The sequence below is a fragment of the Bradyrhizobium sp. dw_78 genome, assembly GCF_018449525.1.
Lineage (GTDB): Bacteria > Pseudomonadota > Alphaproteobacteria > Rhizobiales > Xanthobacteraceae > Bradyrhizobium.
Window position 1 is genome coordinate 446477 of record NZ_JAAVUS010000003.1, and the last position, 17432, is coordinate 463908.

At 64.4% G+C, this 17432-nt stretch carries 15 protein-coding genes; 9 read left to right on the forward strand and 6 right to left on the reverse strand.

The window, feature by feature from the left end; translation table 11 throughout:
- Positions 1 to 64 precede the first annotated feature (64 nt).
- From HB630_RS11150 to HB630_RS11160, 3 genes are all read left to right on the forward strand, one after another.
- Entirely contained in the window at positions 65 to 1705 is a 1641-nt protein-coding gene (locus tag HB630_RS11150; protein ID WP_213772278.1) for a lysine--tRNA ligase, read from the forward strand.
- A gap of 164 nt (positions 1706 to 1869) precedes the next feature.
- Positions 1870 to 2250 carry a DUF952 domain-containing protein gene (locus HB630_RS11155; protein ID WP_213772279.1) on the forward strand — a complete coding sequence of 127 codons (381 nt, stop codon included), beginning with the start codon at positions 1870 to 1872 and terminating at the stop codon, positions 2248 to 2250.
- On the forward strand, positions 2247 to 3341 hold the full coding sequence (locus HB630_RS11160; RefSeq protein ID WP_213772280.1) for a quinone-dependent dihydroorotate dehydrogenase: 1095 nt from the start codon (positions 2247 to 2249) through the stop codon (positions 3339 to 3341). The genes HB630_RS11155 and HB630_RS11160 overlap by 4 nt, the downstream gene beginning before the upstream one ends.
- On the opposite strand, the gene HB630_RS11165 is transcribed toward HB630_RS11160, so the two are convergent.
- The 5 genes from HB630_RS11165 to HB630_RS11185 all read right to left on the reverse strand — a co-directional run bounded on the left by HB630_RS11165 (position 3338) and on the right by HB630_RS11185 (position 8605).
- A complete protein-coding gene (locus HB630_RS11165; protein WP_213772429.1) occupies positions 3338 to 4591 on the reverse strand; it encodes an MATE family efflux transporter in 1254 nt (417 codons plus the stop codon). The two genes, HB630_RS11160 and HB630_RS11165, sit on opposite strands and share 4 nt — an antisense overlap.
- A gap of 86 nt (positions 4592 to 4677) precedes the next feature.
- The gene (locus tag HB630_RS11170; protein WP_213772281.1) at positions 4678 to 5412 is read right to left on the reverse strand and encodes an MBL fold metallo-hydrolase; all 735 of its coding nucleotides are present in this window, start codon (positions 5410 to 5412) and stop codon (positions 4678 to 4680) included.
- A 24-nt stretch (positions 5413 to 5436) separates the two neighbouring features.
- Positions 5437 to 5739, reverse strand: coding sequence for a DUF6460 domain-containing protein (locus tag HB630_RS11175; RefSeq protein ID WP_213772282.1), 303 nt, complete (start codon positions 5737 to 5739; stop codon positions 5437 to 5439).
- Between the two features lie 101 nt (positions 5740 to 5840).
- A complete protein-coding gene (locus tag HB630_RS11180; protein ID WP_213772283.1) occupies positions 5841 to 7568 on the reverse strand; it encodes a cisplatin damage response ATP-dependent DNA ligase in 1728 nt (575 codons plus the stop codon).
- Positions 7565 to 8605 carry a ligase-associated DNA damage response exonuclease gene (locus HB630_RS11185; protein ID WP_213772284.1) on the reverse strand — a complete coding sequence of 347 codons (1041 nt, stop codon included), beginning with the start codon at positions 8603 to 8605 and terminating at the stop codon, positions 7565 to 7567. The genes HB630_RS11180 and HB630_RS11185 overlap by 4 nt, the downstream gene beginning before the upstream one ends.
- A gap of 174 nt (positions 8606 to 8779) precedes the next feature.
- Between HB630_RS11185 and HB630_RS11190 the strand changes: the two genes are divergently transcribed.
- The 3 genes from HB630_RS11190 (at position 8780) to pdeM (ending at position 13140) form a co-directional block, all read left to right on the forward strand.
- Positions 8780 to 9721 (forward strand): methyltransferase domain-containing protein, encoded by a 942-nt coding sequence (locus tag HB630_RS11190; RefSeq protein WP_213772285.1) that lies wholly within the window; start codon positions 8780 to 8782, stop codon positions 9719 to 9721.
- Positions 9722 to 9787: 66 nt separating this feature from the next.
- Positions 9788 to 12421, forward strand: a complete 2634-nt coding sequence (locus HB630_RS11195) for a ligase-associated DNA damage response DEXH box helicase (RefSeq protein WP_346656076.1) — start codon at positions 9788 to 9790, stop codon at positions 12419 to 12421.
- Between the two features lie 53 nt (positions 12422 to 12474).
- On the forward strand, positions 12475 to 13140 hold the full coding sequence (pdeM, locus tag HB630_RS11200; protein ID WP_346656077.1) for a ligase-associated DNA damage response endonuclease PdeM: 666 nt from the start codon (positions 12475 to 12477) through the stop codon (positions 13138 to 13140).
- Positions 13141 to 13197: 57 nt separating this feature from the next.
- On the opposite strand, the gene HB630_RS11205 is transcribed toward pdeM, so the two are convergent.
- The gene (locus tag HB630_RS11205; protein ID WP_213772432.1) at positions 13198 to 14061 is read right to left on the reverse strand and encodes a LysR family transcriptional regulator; all 864 of its coding nucleotides are present in this window, start codon (positions 14059 to 14061) and stop codon (positions 13198 to 13200) included.
- Positions 14062 to 14155: 94 nt separating this feature from the next.
- Here HB630_RS11205 and HB630_RS11210 point away from each other — a divergent pair, with 94 nt between their 5' ends.
- From HB630_RS11210 to HB630_RS11220, 3 genes are all read left to right on the forward strand, one after another.
- A complete protein-coding gene (locus HB630_RS11210) occupies positions 14156 to 15070 on the forward strand; it encodes a DMT family transporter (protein WP_213772286.1) in 915 nt (304 codons plus the stop codon).
- A 16-nt stretch (positions 15071 to 15086) separates the two neighbouring features.
- A complete protein-coding gene (locus tag HB630_RS11215) occupies positions 15087 to 15875 on the forward strand; it encodes an MBL fold metallo-hydrolase (RefSeq protein ID WP_213772287.1) in 789 nt (262 codons plus the stop codon).
- Positions 15876 to 16123: 248 nt separating this feature from the next.
- A complete protein-coding gene (locus HB630_RS11220) occupies positions 16124 to 17311 on the forward strand; it encodes a urate hydroxylase PuuD (protein ID WP_213772433.1) in 1188 nt (395 codons plus the stop codon).
- The last annotated feature ends 121 nt before the right edge of the window (positions 17312 to 17432 follow it).

Here is a 17432-nt window from a genome sequence, read left to right on the forward strand (position 1 = left end):
GAGCCAATCAATTTTGCATTTTGGTGCGGAAAGGCTAGTTTCCGCGCCCCGGAGACCTTCTTAGATGTCCACGATTGAATTAGCCGTCAGCCCGAGCGATTTGCGCGCGCTCGCCGAACAATCCAACGCCTGGCCGTTCGAGCAGGCCAAGCAGATCGTCGCGCGGCTGAAGAAAACGCCAAAGGACGAGGTGCTGTTCGAGACCGGCTATGGCCCGTCCGGCCTGCCGCATATCGGTACCTTCGGTGAGGTCGCGCGCACCACCATGGTGCGCCACGCCTTTCGTGTGCTCACCGAGGACAGGATCAGGACGCGGCTGATCGCCTTCTCCGACGACATGGACGGCCTGCGCAAGGTGCCGGACAATGTGCCGAACAAGGAACTGCTGGAACAGCATCTCGGCCGGCCGCTGACGCGCGTGCCCGATCCGTTCGGCACCCATGACAGCTTCGGCGCCCACAACAATGCGCGGCTGCGCGCCTTCCTCGACACCTTCGGCTTCGACTATGAATTCACAAGCTCGACCGATTATTACACGTCGGGAAAATTCGACGCGGCGCTGCTTCGGATGCTGGAGCGGCTGGACGCGGTGATGAAGATCATGCTGCCGTCGCTGCGCGAGGAGCGCGCGGCCAGCTATTCGCCCTTCCTGCCGATCTGTCCGCGCACCGGCATGGTGCTGTATGTGCCGGTCACGGCGCATGACGTGAAGGCGGGCACGATTTCCTATGAGGATCCCGAGACCAAGGAGACGGTCACGCTGCCGGTCACCGGCGGCCATTGCAAGCTGCAATGGAAGCCGGACTGGGCGATGCGCTGGTTCGCGCTCGGCGTCGATTATGAAATGGCGGGCAAGGATCTGATCGATTCGGTCAAGCTGTCGGGCAAGATCTGCGCTGCGCTCGGCGGCACGCCGCCGGAAGGCTTCAATTACGAGCTGTTCCTCGACGAGCACGGCCAGAAGATCTCGAAGTCGAAGGGCAACGGGCTCACCATCGACGAATGGCTGCGCTATGCCTCGCCGGAATCGCTGTCGCTGTTCATGTATCGCGAGCCGAAGGCGGCGAAGCGGCTCTACTTCGACGTGATCCCGCGCAACGTCGATGAATACCAGCAATTCCTCGAAGCCTTTCCGCGGCAGGACGGCCGTCAGCAACTGGCCAATCCGGTCTGGCACATCCATTCCGGCCATCCGCCGAAGGCCGACATGCCCGTCACCTTCCAGTTGCTGCTGACGCTGGTGTCGTCGTCGAACGCGGAGAACGCCGAGACCTTGTGGGGTTTCATCGGGCGGTATCGCCCCGGCGTCACGCCGAAGACCTATCCGAAGCTCGATGCGATGGTCGGTTACGCCATCAACTATTATCGCGACTTCGTGGCGCCGACCAAAAAATTCCGCGAGCCGACCGAGACTGAACGCGCCGCGCTGCAGGATCTGCGCGATGCGCTGTCGCAAATGCCGGCGGGATCGTCGGCCGAAGATATCCAGAACGTGGTCTACGAGATCGGTCGCCGCGAACCGTTCCTCGATCCCGTCAAGAAGGGCAAGGATGGCAGGCCGGGCGTCTCGCTCGACTGGTTCAACATGCTTTATCAGGTGCTGCTCGGCCAGGAGAAAGGCCCGCGCTTCGGCTCTTTCGTCGCGGTCTATGGTCTGCCAAATGCGGTGACGATGATCGACGGCGCGCTGGCGCGCTCGGCGTAAGGCAAGGTTCGGACCGCGAACCCTGCTTGTCAGGCGCGGGCTTCAGGAACTGTTACCCTCAAAAGACCGGTTTCCACGCTTCGATGCAAGAGCCCGAATGCGGCTCTTGAAGTAGGCCAACGCCGCCGATACGGTCGCGGCAGGCCCCGGAAATCTCCGGAAGAATGCCAAAAGATTCAACGATTAAGCAGGACGCTCGCCAAGTGCGCATCTACAAGATTTGTCCCGCTTCGGCCTGGCGCGAGGCCGAGCGGCAAGGGGTGTACCGTGGCAGCGCCGACGATATCCGCGACGGCTTTATCCATTTCTCCACGGCGTTGCAGGTGGCGGAGACGGCCAGAAAGCATTTTTTCGGGCAGGCCGGGCTGTTCCTGGTCCAGGTCGACGCCGACGTGCTCGGGGACGCACTGCGCTGGGAGCGCTCGCGCCATGACGAGCTGTTTCCGCATCTCTATGGCGAACTCGATCTCGGCGCGGTCATCAGTGTGCTGAACATGCCGGCGCGCTCCGATGGGACTCACGACATACCGGAGCTTCTGCCGTGATCCGCGCCTTCGACGCCTTCTCGCTGCCGCTGTTGCGCTGGTTCGATCCGGAGGATGCGCACCGCCTGGCGATCCAGGGCCTGCGCCTGTTGCCGCCGGTGCGGTTGCGGCCGGATGATCCGAAACTGGCGGTGCGGGCCTTCGGCCTGAATTTCCCCAATCCGATCGGCATGGCTGCGGGCTTCGACAAGAACGCGGAAGTTCCCGATGCGCTGCTGCGGCTGGGGTTCGGCTTTGTCGAGATCGGCTCGGTGACGCCGAAGCCGCAGGCCGGCAATCCGCGGCCGCGGCTGTTCCGGCTCGAGCGCGACGAGGCCGTGATCAACCGCATGGGCTTCAATAATGACGGCGCCGAAGCCGTGCTGCGCCGGCTCGCCGCGCGCGCCCATCTCGGCGGCATCGTCGGCGTCAATGTCGGCGCCAACAAGGATTCAGCGGATCGCATTGCCGACTATGTGAAACTGATCGAGACCTTCGCGCCGGTCGCGAGCTATTTCACCGTCAATGTGTCGTCGCCGAACACGCCGGGCTTGCGCAATTTGCAGCAGGCGGCGGCGCTTGACGATCTGCTGGCGCGGGTGATCGACGCCCGTGAACGCGTGCGCGCGAAAGCGGGCGATTCGCCGGTGCTGCTCAAGATCGCGCCGGATTTGAGCCTGACCGAGCTTGATGACGTCGTTCACATCGCGCGGTCGCGCCGCGTCGACGGCATGATCGTGGCGAATACCACGCTGGCGCGGCCATCGACCTTGCGCGAGCGGACCCGCGCCGGCGAGCAGGGCGGATTATCCGGTCGGCCGCTGTTCCGGCTGTCGACGCGGATGGTCGCGGAGACCTATGTGCGCGCCGAGGGTGCGTTTCCGCTCATCGGCGTTGGCGGCATCGATAGCGGTGGCGCCGCGTTGACCAAGATCCGCGCCGGCGCCAGCCTGATCCAGCTTTATTCGTCGCTGATCTATAAGGGCCTCGGTCTGGTCGAAAGCATCAAGAGCGATCTGTCCTCGACCTTGCTGCGCACCGGACGGGAGTCGCTGTCGGAGATCGTCGGCGCGGATGCGGCGACGATCACGGCCGAGGATTGGCCGGTTTAGTGGAACGAGGCTTTAAGCAGCGACGGGTAGCGCAAGGCTTCCAGCCCGCCGCGCGCGGCATAATGCGCCAAGGCGACCCAGAGCCCGGCATTGCCGAACGAGCGCAGTGCGAACCACGCGGCAAGAAAGGTCGCGAGCGACAGCACCATCAGGTTGCGCATGTCGCGCGCCCAGGTCGCGCCGATATAGACGCCGTCGAAGGCAAAGGCGAACACGCCGAGCAGTGGCGAGATAATGACGAAGATAAGATATATGCGCGCGTCATGCCGGACGTCGATGCTCGCGGTCATGACGTCGATCAGCCTTGGGCCGAACAGCGCGAACACCGCCGTTACCGCCAGCGCGAAACCAAAACCCCAGAATACCACCAGCCGCGTCGCGGTAGAGAAGGCGTCCTTATCGCGCGCGCCGTAAGCGCGGCCGCAGAGTTGTTCGGCGGCATTGGCAAGGCCGTCGAGAAAGAAGGCGCTGATCAGCAGGAAGTTATTCAGTATCGCGTTGGCGGCGAGCGTCACGTCGCCGGCACGTGCGCCCTGTGCGGTGAAAAACAGAAACACCGATATCAGTGCGGCGGTGCGGATCATGATGTCGCGGTTGACCGAAAGCATGCGCATCAGCTTGGCGCGGTCGAACAGCGTGGTGCGCGGCACCGCCAGCCGGCCCTGCGAAAGGCGCCACGCGATCAGGACGCCGATCGCAAGCCCGGTGGCTTCCGCGATAATTGCGGCGATCGCCGCACCCGCAATCCCGATGTCGAACACCAATACCAGCAGGATCGTCGCGGTCATGTTGATGAGGTTGATGGCGACCTGCACGCCGAGCGCCAGCGTGGCGCGCGCCTGCCCGATCAGCCAGCCCAGCACGACGTAATTCGCCAGCGCCAGCGGCGCCGACCAGATCCGGATGATGAAGTAGGTTCTGGCGGCGCGGGTGACGCCTTCGCTGCCGCCCATGGCGCCGAGCAGGACGGCGGCAAGCGGCAGTTGCAGCATGATCAGCCCCGCACCGATCAAGCCCGCGACGATAAAGCCGCGCACCAGGATCGCCCGGATCTCCTGCGTTTCGCCCGATCCGAGCGATTGCGCCGTAAAGGCCACCGTGCTCATGCGCAGGAAGGCGAACAGCCAGAACATGCAGTCGAACAGCACCGAGGCCATTGCGACGCCGCCGAGCAGCGTGGCGTCGCCGAGGCGGCCGATCGCAGTGGTCGAGACGATGCCGATCAGCGGCGTCGTCAGGTTCGCGACCATCGCGGGGCCGGCGATGGCAAAAACCTGCCCCGTCGTCACTTGGGAGGGAAGGCGTAACGGGCGTAATTCCACGTGGTTCGATGCCCCTAGAACTCGATGGCCATGCCGTCATCCGCGGCCGTATGGGCAAGCCTGTCGAGCCGCTCCAGCATGTCGTCGCCCATATGCGTCAGGATCAGCCGCTTCGGCCTGATCTCGGGCAGATGGGCTTCCAGCGTATTCAGGCTGAGATGGTTCTTCACTATCCTGTCGTAGGTATAGGCTTCGGCGACGAACAGATCGGCGTCGCGCGCCAGCGGGATCAGCGTCTCCGTCCACTCGGTGTCGGCGCTGTAGGCGAGGCTGCGGCCTTCCGCCTCGATCCGGTAGGCGAGGAACGGACCGCCCGACTCGCCATGCACGACCGGAAACGGCGTGACTTTCACATCACCGAAGCTGATTGTTTGCTCGGGCTTCAGTGCGACGATGGACAGATCGAATCTCTGTTTTGTGCCGGAAGAATTCTCGAACAGCGCCTCCATCACCTGCTTGAGCCGGGTTTCGATGCCTTCCGGCCCGGCGATGAGCAGCGGACGGCTGCGCCGGGAGAATTGCGCGTCGAGCAGCAGGAACGGCAGGCCGGCGAAATGATCGCCGTGGAAATGCGTGATCAGGACCAGATCGATATCGTTGCGGGCGATGCGGAGTCGCTTCAGCGCCGGCAGCGTGGAGGCTCCGCAATCGATCAGGAAATTGACGCGCTCGCCGGTGACGTGAAAGCAGGTGTTGCCGCGGCCGCCGGAGCCGAACGCATCGCCGCAGCCGACAAATCGCAATTGCATCGGCTGTGACCTGCCTCGCGACGATTATCGGGGGCGCGGCGTGCTGAACAGCCGGGACAACAGCCAGATCGGGATCACGATCACGGCGCCCAGCAGAAAGTAGCGCCACAATCCGTTGATCGCGTCAAAGCCGAGGTCCCAGATCCGACGGAACAGCAGGCGGATGCTGTTGACGATATTCCAGGGGTCGAACCCGATCGCGGCCAGCACGACGCCGACCAGGATCGACAGCAGGATCAGCCGGAACGCCACGGTCAGCGGCGAACCGCCGAGAAAGCGGGACAGCCCGTCATGGCTTGCCGGCAATTCCCTGGTGTCATTGGGCATCGGTCGTCTCCTGCGGATTCGAGGCGCATTCTATCGCGTTTTCAAGCGAAGTGGATACCGGTTCTACGGCAGAAGGCAGATGGGGAACCGGTCTGTCGCCGTCAATGGCTGCCGGCCGCTGTCGACTCGGTCTTCAGTATTTGCCGCAGCGTTTCCAGCCGGTCGGCTTCGCGCGGCGGTTTGTCCCAGCGCAGCCGGTTGATGCGCGGAAACCGCATCGCGACGCCGGATTTATGCCGCGGCGAGCGCGCCAGTCCCTCGAAGGCAACTTCCAGCACCAGCCCCTGATTCGGCTCATGCACCACATGCCGGACCGGACCGAATTTCTCGGTGGTGTTGCGGCGCACGAAGCGGTCGATCTGCACCAATTCCTCGTCGGTGAAACCGAAATAGGCCTTGCCGACCGGCACCAATTGCTCGCCGTCCTCGCCCGAGGTCCAGACCCCGAAGGTGTAATCGGAATAATAGGACGAACGCTTGCCGTGGCCGCGCTGGGCGTACATCAGCACTGCGTCGATGACGTGCGGATCGCGCTTCCATTTCCACCATTGTCCTTTCGGGCGGCCGGGCAGATAGGGCGCGTCGCGGCGCTTCAGCATCACGCCCTCGACCGCCTCGGCATCCTCGCCCGCACCGGCGCCGGCCGGATCGGCGCGCGCGGCCTTCAGCGCGTCCCAATTGTCAAAGGGAATCGTCGACGACAGGTCGATCCTCGCGTCGTCAAGCTTTTTGACGAATGTCTCAAGCCGCGCGCGGCGTTCGGCGAATGGCAGTTCGCGCAGATCGCTCTCGTTGTCGGCCAGCAAATCATAGGCACGCAGATGGATCGGATAATCCTTCATCAGTTTTGGCGAGACCAGCTTGCGGTTCAAACGCTGCTGCAACACGTTGAAGGTCTGCACCCTGCCATCGCGCAGCACCAGCAATTCGCCGTCAATGGTGCCGGCTAGACGCAGCGACGGCAGCAGGTCGGGAAAGCTTTTGGTGATGTCTTCTCCGCTGCGCGAATAGAGTCGCATCTGCATGTTGCCGCGCTCGTCACGGCCGCTCACGGCCTGCACGCGGATACCATCCCATTTCCATTCCGCGATGTAGTCGGAGGCATCGAGTCCGGTGAAATCCGTATCCTCGATCGCATGCGCCAGCATCACTGGACGGAACGGCGCCGGATCGCGATTGACGGGCTTTTCACCGTGGCCCTCGAGCCAGGCGAACAGGTCGAGATAAGGCGGTGCCAGGCCCGGCCATAACAGTTCGATCTCATGCGGGTCCTTGTCGCCGAGCGCGCCGGCGGCGGTCTTGGCCAGCCGCGCCGAAATGCCGATCCGCATCGCGCCGGTGACCAGTTTCAACAGCGCCCAGCGGCCGGTTTCGTCAAGCTCGTCGAGCCAGCGCGCGAGCTGTTTCGGCAGCTCGGTCTTGCCGAGGGTACGCAGCGTGGTGACAACTTCGGTCAGCGTGGGCGGCGGGGGATTGTTGTGGAGGTTGTGTGTTTGCGGGCCATCATCGGTACCGCCCGTATGGTAGCCGGGAAAAGACTCGTTCTGATTGACCTCCCGCTTCGGCCACATCAGCGCCACCGTCTCCGAGAGGTCGCCGACGTAATCATAGGACAGCGCGAACAGCACCGGGTCGGTGCGGGCCGCGATCAGGTCGCGGATCAGGCCGGGCTTGGCGTGCTTGAACGACAGCGCGCCGGTCAACGCCGCCAGCGCGTAGCCGCGATCGGGATCCTCGACCGCACGGAAATAGTTGGTAATCAGCCGCAGCTTGTTGTTGCGGCCGGGCTCGTAGGCCAGACGATCCAGCAGCTCGGCGAACCGGTTCATGCCTCGGTGTCCTCGCCCGCCGGCAGCGTTTCGCTGTCGTCCTCGTCGCCATAGCCGACCAGATCGAGCGGCCGCGCGGAAAGGCCGCGTGTCTTGCACCAATGCACCAGCGCGTCTTCCTGGCCGTGCGTCACCCAGACTTCGCCGGCGCCGGTGGCGCCGATCGTCGCTGTCAGCCCGTCCCAATCGGCGTGGTCCGAGATCACCAGCGGCAGTTCGACGCCGCGCTGCCGGGCGCGGGCGCGCACCCGCATCCAGCCCGAGGCGAAGGCGGTGACCGGATCGGGAAACCGCCGCGTCCAGATATCCGAGATGGCCGTGGGCGGCGCCAGCGTGATCGTGCCGGCCAGATCGGCTTTCTTCATGCCTTTCACCGGACGCAGATCGCCAAGCGCCACACCCCGGCTTTCGTAATAGCGCGTGATCTTTTCCATCGCGCCGTGCAGGTAGACCGGCGCGTCGTAACCGGCCGCGCGCAGCAACGCGATCACGCGTTGCGCCTTGCCGAGCGAATAGGCGCCGACCAGATGCGCGCGCTCCGGAAACAGCGCCACCGACGCCAGCAGCTTGTTCACTTCGTCGGCAGCGTCGCCGTGGCGAAACACCGGCAGCCCGAACGTGGCCTCGGTGATGAAGACGTCGCAGGACACCACTTCGAACGGCGCGCAGGTCGGATCGGGCGCATCCTTGTAGTCTCCGGAGGCGACGATGCAGGTGTCCTTGCAGGAGACCGCGATCTGGGCCGAGCCCAGCACATGGCCGGCGGGATGGAATTTGACGGTGACGTCGCCGAGCCGGATTTCCTCGCCATAGCGGATCGCTTGCGTGGCCGCGGCAAAATTGTCTCCGTAGCGCAGCCGCATCATGTCGAGCGTTTCCTGCGTGGCCAGCACAGCGCCGTGACCGGGGCGGGCGTGATCGGAATGGCCGTGGGTGATGACCGCGCGCTCGACTGGCCGCACCGGATCGATATGAAAGCCGCCCGGCTTGCAGCACAGGCCGGCAGGGGCAGGCATCAGAATATCCTGTGGACGCATTCCGACTATATAGGGCGGCGGGGTCCTGATTTTTAGCCGTCATGCGCGGGCTTGACCCGCGCATCCATCTCCGAAAGAATCTTGGGTCAATGGATCGCCAGATCGCAAGCGGGTTTACGTCGTCTGCGCAAGGCGAACGACCACGCCCGATAATGACGGATTTAGTTCCAAAAAATGCCTGCGCGCCTGTTTCTGTCTTCCGGCAATCTGGTCGCCGACCGCCGGTTCGAATTTGCACGTGATCTGCGATTGAAGGGCGATCTCGTTGCTGCGGCGGATCTGCTTGTTCAGGCCGTCGAACTGGCCCCGGATTTCGCATCGGCCTGGTTCACGCTCGGCGAAATCCGCGACGAACTCGGCCAGCGCGCGGCGGCGATCACGGCGTTCCGGCGGACGCTCGCCGCCGATCCCGACGATCGCCACGGCGCCAGCCTTCGTTTGACGCGGCTCGGCGCCGAACAACTGGCGGCGATGCCGAAGGCCTATGTGCAGGCGCTGTTCGATCAATATGCGCCGCGGTTCGAGGCCTCGCTGGTCGGCGACCTCGGTTATCGCGGTCCGGCGCTGTTGTTCAAGGCGGTGCTTGCGGTCCGGTCGGCTGCACGCAAGCCCGCTTTCTTCAAGCGCGCCATCGATCTCGGCTGCGGCACCGGTCTGGCGGCCAGGGCCTTTGCCAGGGAAGTCGATCGGTTCATCGGCATCGATCTGTCGGCGCGCATGATCGAACAGGCGCGCGCCACCGGCCTGTATGCGGAGCTGGACGTCGCCGACATGGTGCAGGGGTTGCGCGGCCGGCCCGATGCCAGCGCCGACCTGGTTCTGGCCGCGGATGCGATGGTCTATGTGGCCGATCTCGTGCCGGTGTTGAACGAAGCTAGGCGCGTGCTTGTGGCGGGCGGCCTGTTGGCCTTCACGGTCGAAACCCATGACGGCGAAAGCACCGGCGGCGACGGCGTCATCCTCGGCGAAGGGCTGCGCTACGCCCATAGTGCGCCTCATGTGCGCGCCGCAGTCGAGGCCGCCGGCCTCAAATTGTCGCTCTGCGAGAATCTGTCAGCCCGCAACGAGGATCATATGCCTGTGCCCGGCCTGGTCGCGGTGGCCACCAAGGGCTGATTTTCTGGTCCGCTCGACCGTGGGCCCGCCCTCGACGAAACGACTCCCACGGCTTAGCTCTTGGGCGTGCCAGGCATTCCCCTAACCGCACCATCGGCCGAGACGGCCGCGCTACTGCCGGACCGTTTCCGCCAATGGTTCGCCGCGCGTGGCTGGTCGCCGCGCCGACATCAATTGGCGCTGCTCGAAAAAGCCCGCGACGAGCGCTCGGCGCTGTTGATCGCACCCACCGGCGCCGGCAAGACGCTGGCCGGGTTTCTGCCGACCTTGGTGGAGCTGTCCGATTTATCGCCATCTGCCCGCTCTGCTCTCCTCCTGCCGCGCAGCGGTGGGGCGGGGGGAGGGGAGACTTTCGCGCCGCCGTCGCGGGCTGAATTCATCTCCACCGGGCGCGGCGTGCAGAAGAGCCGCGGCCTCCACACGCTCTACATCTCGCCGTTGAAGGCGCTCGCGGTCGATATCGCGCGCAATCTGGAAGCGCCGATCGCCGAGATGGGATTGCCGATCAAGGTCGAGACCCGCACCGGCGATACGCCGGTGTCGCGGCGGCAGCGCCAACGGCGCTACCCGCCGGACATCCTGCTCACCACGCCCGAGCAGCTGGCGCTGCTATTGTCCTCCGACGATGCGCCGTTCCTGTTTTCTTCACTGAAGCGCGTCGTGCTCGACGAGCTGCATGCGCTGGTGACCTCGAAGCGCGGCGATCTGTTGTCGCTCGGTCTGGCGCGGCTATGGCGGCTGGCGCCGCAGATGCGGGCCATCGGCCTGTCGGCGACGGTCGCCGAGCCGGAATCGCTGGCGCGATTCCTGGTGCCGCAACGCGGCGGCAAAAGCGACACCGCCGATCTCGTCATTGCCGGCGGCGCGGCCGCGCCCATCGTCGAGATGCTCGACACGCGCGAACGGCTGCCCTGGGCTGGGCACACCGCGCGTCACGCGCTCAGCGAGATCTACGATCTGATCAAGCACAACAAGACCACGCTGGTGTTCGTCAACACCCGGAGCCAGGCCGAGATGCTGTTTCAGGATCTGTGGCGCATGAACGACGACGGGCTGGCGATCGCGCTGCATCACGGCTCGCTCGATGTCGCGCAGCGCCGCAAGGTCGAGGAGGCGATGGCGACGGGCAAGCTGCGTGGTGTGGTCTGCACCTCCTCGCTCGATCTCGGCGTCGACTGGGGCGATGTCGATCTCGTCATCAATATCGGCGCGCCCAAGGGGTCGTCGCGGCTGATGCAGCGGATCGGCCGCGCCAATCACCGCATCGATGAAGCCTCGCGCGCGGTGCTGGTGCCGGCCAACCGCTTCGAGGTGCTGGAGTGCCGGGTCGCGATCGACGCCATCGCCGAAAACGCGCAGGACACGCCGCCGCTGCGGACCGGCGCGCTGGATGTGCTGGCGCAGCACGTGCTCGGCTGCGCCTGCGGCGAACCGTTCCTGTCGGATGAGCTTTATCAGGAGGTGCTGACAGCTGCGCCTTACGCCAACTTAACGCGAAGCGATTTCGATGATGTGGTCGATTTCGTCGCCACCGGCGGTTATGCGCTGAAGACCTATGAGCGTTTCGCCCGCATCAAGCAGGACAAGTCCGGCCGCTGGCGCGTCGCCAATCCGCGGGTACGGCAAAGTTATCGCCTGAATGTCGGCACCATTGTTGAAGACACCATGCTGAAGGTGCGCTTGGTGCGCTCGCGCGGCGGTGGTTCGGGTTTGACCGGCATGGTGGGGCGCGGCGGCCGCATGCTCGGCGAGATCGAGGAAGCCTTCATCGAAGGTCTCGTGATTGGCGATACCTTCGTCTTTGGCGGCGAGGTGGTGCGTTACGAAGCGTTGGTGGAAGATCAGGTCTACGTTTCCCGCGCCAATGACAAGGACGCCAAAGTGCCGTCCTATATGGGCGGCAAGTTTCCGCTCTCGACCTATCTGGCCGAGCGCGTCCGCAAATTGCTGGACGACAAACGTGCGTGGAGCGGTTTGCCGGACCAGGTGCGCGACTGGCTGACGCTGCAAAAGGATTTCTCGCGGGTGCCCGGCGTGCGCGAGCTTCTGGTCGAGACTTTTCCCCGTGCCAACAAGCATTACCTCGTCTGTTATCCGTTCGAGGGACGGCTGGCGCACCAGACGCTCGGCATGTTGCTGACGCGACGGATGGAGCGGGCCCGGGTGCGGCCGCTCGGCTTCGTCGCCAATGAATATGCGCTGGCGGTGTGGGGACTCGGCGACATGTCGTTCATGATCCGCCACGGCCAACTCGATCTCGATGCGCTGTTCGATCCGGATATGCTGGGCGACGACCTCGAAGCCTGGCTTGCGGAATCGGCGCTGATGAAACGCACCTTCCGGACCTGCGCGGTGATTTCCGGCCTGATCGCGCGGCGTTTCACCGGCGAAGAGAAAAGCCGCCGCCAGGTGCTGTTCTCGACCGACCTGATCTATGACGTCCTGCGCAAGCACCAGCCCGATCACGTGCTGTTGCGCGCCGCGCGGGCCGACGCGGCGACCGGGTTGCTCGATCTGCGACGGCTCGGCGACATGCTGTCGCGCATCCAGGGGCGGATCATCCATCGGGAACTCGACCATGTTTCGCCGCTGGCGGTGCCGGTGATGCTGGAAATCGGCCGCGAGTCGGTTTATGGCGAAGCCTCCGACGAGCTGTTGGCGGAAGCCGCCGACGAACTCGTCAAAGAGGCAACCGGATAGAGACTGTGACGACACGCGCGCAAATCCCGCAACAAGAGCTTTCCCCCGCGCGGATTTCGACAGTCGATATTACCGGCGTGACGCTGGTCGCCGATCTCTCCGGTGCGCTGTTCTGGGAAGAACAGCGGCTGCTGGTCGTCTCCGATCTGCATCTGGAAAAGGGCTCCAGTTTCGCCGCGCGCGGCGTGCTGCTGCCGCCTTACGACACCGCGGCGACGCTGACCCGGCTTGCCGCCGTGATCATGCGGCATGATCCGCGCATGGTGATCGCGCTCGGCGACAGCTTTCATGACCGGAGCGCCCATCACCGGCTGTCGGCGCCGGATCGTGGAGTGATCGCGGTGTTACAGGCACGGCGCGACTGGATTTGGATTTCGGGCAATCACGATCCGGCATCGCCGTCCGGTCTCGGCGGCACGGTCGCGAGTGAAGTGTCGATCGGCCCGATTATATTTCGCCACGAGCCGACCGGCGCCGCGGGCGAGATCGCCGGCCATCTGCATCCGAAAGCACGCGTGGCGACGCGCGGACGTTCGATGGAGCGGCGCTGTTTTGCCTGCGACGGCGAGCGCGCGGTGATGCCAGCCTTCGGCGCCTATGCCGGCGGCCTGAACATCCGCGACGCGGCTTTTGCCAAGATATTCGGAACGCCGGGCTTCATGGCGCATGTGCTCGGCGACAGACGCCTGCACAGCATCGCTTCGTCACGGTGTTATTGAGCGTGTCTTCACCTCTCCCACAAGGGAGAGGGAACACACTTTCTCTGGTGCTTCCGCTCAAGCCGCTTTCGCCTGCACATCGTCGCAGAATGAGGCGAGGCGATCGGCAAGCCGCAGCGTGGCCGGGCTGGCATTGGGCGCGGCCACCAGCGCCACTTCGGTCCTGTCGATCGGCGCGAAACCGTCTTTCGCGGTCAGCACGCGATGGTCGGCCTGGATGGCCATTTCGGAAAGGATGCTGAGACCAAGGCCGGCGGCAACCGCGGCCTGGATGCCGGCGAGGCTCGAACTGGTATAGGCCATGTGCCAGGCGCGGCCTGAGCTTTCGATGGCGTGGATGGCGCGGGCCCGGTACAGGCAGCCGGTAGGAAAGCCGATCAGCGGCACCGAAGCAATTTTCGAATCGATCGGATGTGCCTTGCTGGTGACCCAATGCACGCGCTCCGGCCAGGATGCGATGCCGCCCGTCTCATTGGCATCACGCTTGAGCAGCGCCAGGTCGATCTCGCCGCGCTCGAGGTCGCGCCGCAGATACACGCTTTGATCGGCGCGAACGTCGAGCCGCAGGCCGGGTTGCGAGCGCGAGAACGCCGCCAGCAATTTGGTCAGCCGGTAGGCGGCGAAATCCTCGGGGATGCCGAGCCGCACCGCGCCCTCATGGCCGGGGCGCGCCATCACGTCGCGGGCTTCCTCGGCCAGCGACAGCAGCCGCCGCGCATAGGACAACAGCCGCTCGCCGGCCTCGGTCGGCGTCACATCCTTGCCGGTGCGGTTCAACAGCGGCTGGCCGACATCCTCTTCCAGCCGCTTGATCTGCTGGCTGACGGTCGACTGGGTGCGGTGGACACGCTCGCCGGCGCGGGTGAAGCCGCCGGCGTCCACCACCGAAACAAAACTGCGCAGCAGTTCGAGATCGAACATCGGATTGCTCATTTACAATTCCACTGACAATCAGTTTATCATTTAATTTCCAAATATCAACGGATGGGCCTACATCGGCGCCGAGGAGAATGCCATGTCGCTCGCACCACCCGTTGCGGTTCCCAGTGCCCGTTTCAACCTGCTGCCGCTCGCGATCGGCCTGTTCTGCCTGCTCTGGAGCTTTGCCTTTGTCGCCGGCAAGATCGGCGTCACCTATTGCCCGCCGCTGATCCTGCTCGCCGCGCGCTTCTCGCTCGCCGGGATCCTGATCCTTGGCATTTCCGCGGTGCGCGGTGAGGCATGGCAGTTCAGCTGGCGCGACGCGGTGGTGTTTGCGATCCTCGGCATCGCCAATAATGCGCTCTATCTCGGGCTTGGCTATACCGGGCTGAAGACCGTTTCCGCCGGACTGGGCGGCCTGATCGTCAGCGCCAATCCGGTGTTCACGGCGGCTCTGGCGGCGCTTTTCCTCGGGGAGCAACTCACTTGGCGCAAGGTCGCAGGCCTTGTGCTAGGCATTGTCGGCGTCGGCTTCATCGTCTGGCACAGGATGTCGGTCGGCACCGACAGCCTGTACGGCATCCGGTTCACGCTGGTGTCGCTGGCCTCGCTTGTCGGCGGCACCCTGCTGTTCAAGCTGCTGGCGCCGAAGGGCAGCCTCTGGATCGGCAACGGCGTCCAGAATCTCGCCGCTGGAATCGTGCTGCTTCCCTTTGCCGCTGCGTTTGCAAACGTCGGCGACATCGTGCCGAACGCGCAGCTTGCGGGGGCGTTCGTCTTCCTCGTGCTGGGCGGATCGATCCTGGCCTCGCTGTTGTGGTTCCATCTGCTGAAGGTGTGCGGCGCGACCGCGGCCAGCGCCTATCACTTCCTGATGCCGCCGCTTGGCGTGTTATTCGCCTTTCTGGTGCTCGGCGAGCGGGTCGAATTTCGCGACCTGGCCGGCATTGTCCCGGTCGCTCTCGGCATCTATCTGGTGACACGTCCGGCCGCGCCGGTGCGGCCTTGAGAAAGCGAGGTCTGCCATGAATTCGCTTCGGATGACGTTGATCGGCGGCCCCACCGCGCTGATCGAAATCGATGGCTTCCGCCTCTTGACCGATCCGACCTTCGATGCGCCGGGGACGGCCTATCAATTGCCGCATGTGAAGCTAGAAAAGCTGATCGGCCCCGCGCTCGGCATTGAGGCGCTTGGCAAGGTCGATGCCGTGCTGCTCAGCCACGACCAGCACTCCGACAATCTCGACAATTCCGGTCGGGATTTTCTGCGGAAAGCTCCTCGCGTGCTGACGACGTTGGCGGCTGCGAAGCGGCTCGGCGGCAACGCGGAAGGCCTCGCCCCGTGGGCGACCACGGAACTGACCGGCACGGACGGCCGTTCGCTCACCGTCACCGCGACGCCGGCGCGCCACGGCCCGGCGGGGATCGAGCCGCTGTCCGGCGACGTCATCGGCTTCGTGCTGACCTCGGCAAAGGCTGGCAGCCGCCCGGTCTATATCAGCGGCGATACGGTCTGGTATGACGGCGTGGCGGAGGTGGCGCGGCGCTTCAAGGCCGGCGTGGTGATCCCGTTTGCCGGTGCCGCGCAGACCCGCGGGCCGTTCCATCTGACCATGGACACCAACGATGCGATCGAAACCGCGCGCGCCTTTCCGGATGCGGTGATCGTGCCGCTTCATACCGATGGCTGGGCGCATTTCCGCCAGAGCGCCAGTGACCTGCGGGCGACCTTCGACGTGCTTGGCTTCGGTCCGCGCCTGAAACTGCTGGAGCCCGGCGTCGCCACCGATATCGCGCCGCTGCGTCAGGCGTGAGCGTCGCCGAGGCTCGCGTCCGCCACCGCCGCTGATTCAGTCGACGAGGTTCGGCTGCTTCGTTGGGCCGCCGCGAGGTGCCGGACGCCGCACGGAATCCGGAACGAGGTTTGCGATAGATCAAACCCACAGTCTTCCGCCACAAGCTAAAAAGTCAGGTTCGCCGGGCGAGGGGCAACGGCGATCACCGATCCCGGCACTGTATTCCGGCCGGTTGGGTTCGCGCCCGCTGGATGCAGTAACGGATGATGTGGGAATCGATACTGACGGAATGGGCCAGCCTGATCCTGCGCTGGCTGCATGTGGTCGCCGGAATCGGATGGATCGGCAGCTCGTTTTACTTCATCCACCTCGATCTCAGCCTGAAGGCCCGCGGCGACCTGCCCCAGGGGGTTCAGGGCGAGGCATGGCAGGTCCATGGCGGCGGGTTCTACCGGATCATCAAATATCTCGTGGCCCCGGCGGCGATGCCCGACGAGCTGACCTGGTTCAAGTGGGAGGCCTACACGACCTGGCTGTCCGGTTTCGCCCTGATGGTCGTCGTCTACTATCTCAATGCGGAATTATTCCTGGTCGATAAATCGGTTCTCGATCTGACGCCGTTGCAGGCGGGATTGTTCAGCTTCGGCAGCCTCGTCCTGGCTTGGCTGCTTTACGAGGCGGCGTGTCGATCGGGGTTGGCGCAGTATGAGTTGCGTTTCGCGCTGGGCGGCTATTTGTTCCTCGTCGGACTGACCTACGCCTTCACGCACGTTCTCAGCGGGCGCGGCGCCTTCAACCAGATCGGCGCGATCATCGGAACGATCATGGTCGCCAATGTTTTTGCGGTGATCATTCCCAACCAGAAGAAGATCGTCGCCGCGCTCTTGGCGGGGCAACCGCCCAATCCGCAACTTGGCAAGGCGAGCAAGCAACGCTCGGTTCACAACAATTATCTGACCTTGCCGGTGATCGTGCTGATGATCAGCAATCACTACCCATTGCTATTCGGCACCCGTTACAACTGGCTGATCGTCGCGATCATTCTGGCGCTTGGTCCGATCATCCGGCATTTTTTCAATGCCCGGCATGCGGGACGGAAGTCGCCATGGTGGGTATGGGGTGTCGCCGGAGCCGGCATGGCGGCCGTCCTGTTGCTGTCAGCGGCTGGCCCCCGGGATATCAAGGACGGGTCGTTGAACACCTCACCGGCGTTCGCCGAGGTCGAGGAGATCATCATGTCCCGATGCAGCATGTGCCACGGCGCCGAGCCAGTCTGGGACTCGATTGTCACGGCGCCCAGGGGCATTCTGCTGGATGATCCGGTTCATATCCGCCTCAACGCGCGGCTGATCGGCCGCAACGCCGTGTGGTCGAGCGCAATGCCGCCGGGAAACGTGACCGAGATGACCGGCGAAGAGCGTGCGCTGATCGCGGCATGGCTGGCGCAGCGTTGAGATCGACCCCCGCCACGACGGTTCGCGGTGAGCCGTTGTCCGGTGATCATGGGTGTCATGCCTTCGTTTAAGGCGAAGTGATCGTTATTCGAGCTTGGCGCTCCATTTCATTTAATGTACA

Coding starts and splice junctions, on each gene's coding strand:
- HB630_RS11150 (WP_213772278.1), top strand. CDS start 65: ATGTCCACGATTGAATTAGCCGTCAGCCCGAGCGATTTGCGCGCGCTC.
- HB630_RS11155 (WP_213772279.1), top strand. CDS start 1,870: ATGCCAAAAGATTCAACGATTAAGCAGGACGCTCGCCAAGTGCGCATC.
- HB630_RS11165 (WP_213772429.1), bottom strand. CDS start 4,591: ATGGTCGCGAACCTGACGACGCCGCTGATCGGCATCGTCTCGACCACT.
- HB630_RS11170 (WP_213772281.1), bottom strand. CDS start 5,412: ATGCAATTGCGATTTGTCGGCTGCGGCGATGCGTTCGGCTCCGGCGGC.
- HB630_RS11175 (WP_213772282.1), bottom strand. CDS start 5,739: ATGCCCAATGACACCAGGGAATTGCCGGCAAGCCATGACGGGCTGTCC.
- HB630_RS11180 (WP_213772283.1), bottom strand. CDS start 7,568: ATGAACCGGTTCGCCGAGCTGCTGGATCGTCTGGCCTACGAGCCCGGC.
- HB630_RS11185 (WP_213772284.1), bottom strand. CDS start 8,605: ATGCGTCCACAGGATATTCTGATGCCTGCCCCTGCCGGCCTGTGCTGC.
- HB630_RS11190 (WP_213772285.1), top strand. CDS start 8,780: ATGCCTGCGCGCCTGTTTCTGTCTTCCGGCAATCTGGTCGCCGACCGC.
- HB630_RS11205 (WP_213772432.1), bottom strand. CDS start 14,061: ATGTTCGATCTCGAACTGCTGCGCAGTTTTGTTTCGGTGGTGGACGCC.
- HB630_RS11210 (WP_213772286.1), top strand. CDS start 14,156: ATGTCGCTCGCACCACCCGTTGCGGTTCCCAGTGCCCGTTTCAACCTG.
- HB630_RS11215 (WP_213772287.1), top strand. CDS start 15,087: ATGAATTCGCTTCGGATGACGTTGATCGGCGGCCCCACCGCGCTGATC.
- HB630_RS11220 (WP_213772433.1), top strand. CDS start 16,124: ATGTGGGAATCGATACTGACGGAATGGGCCAGCCTGATCCTGCGCTGG.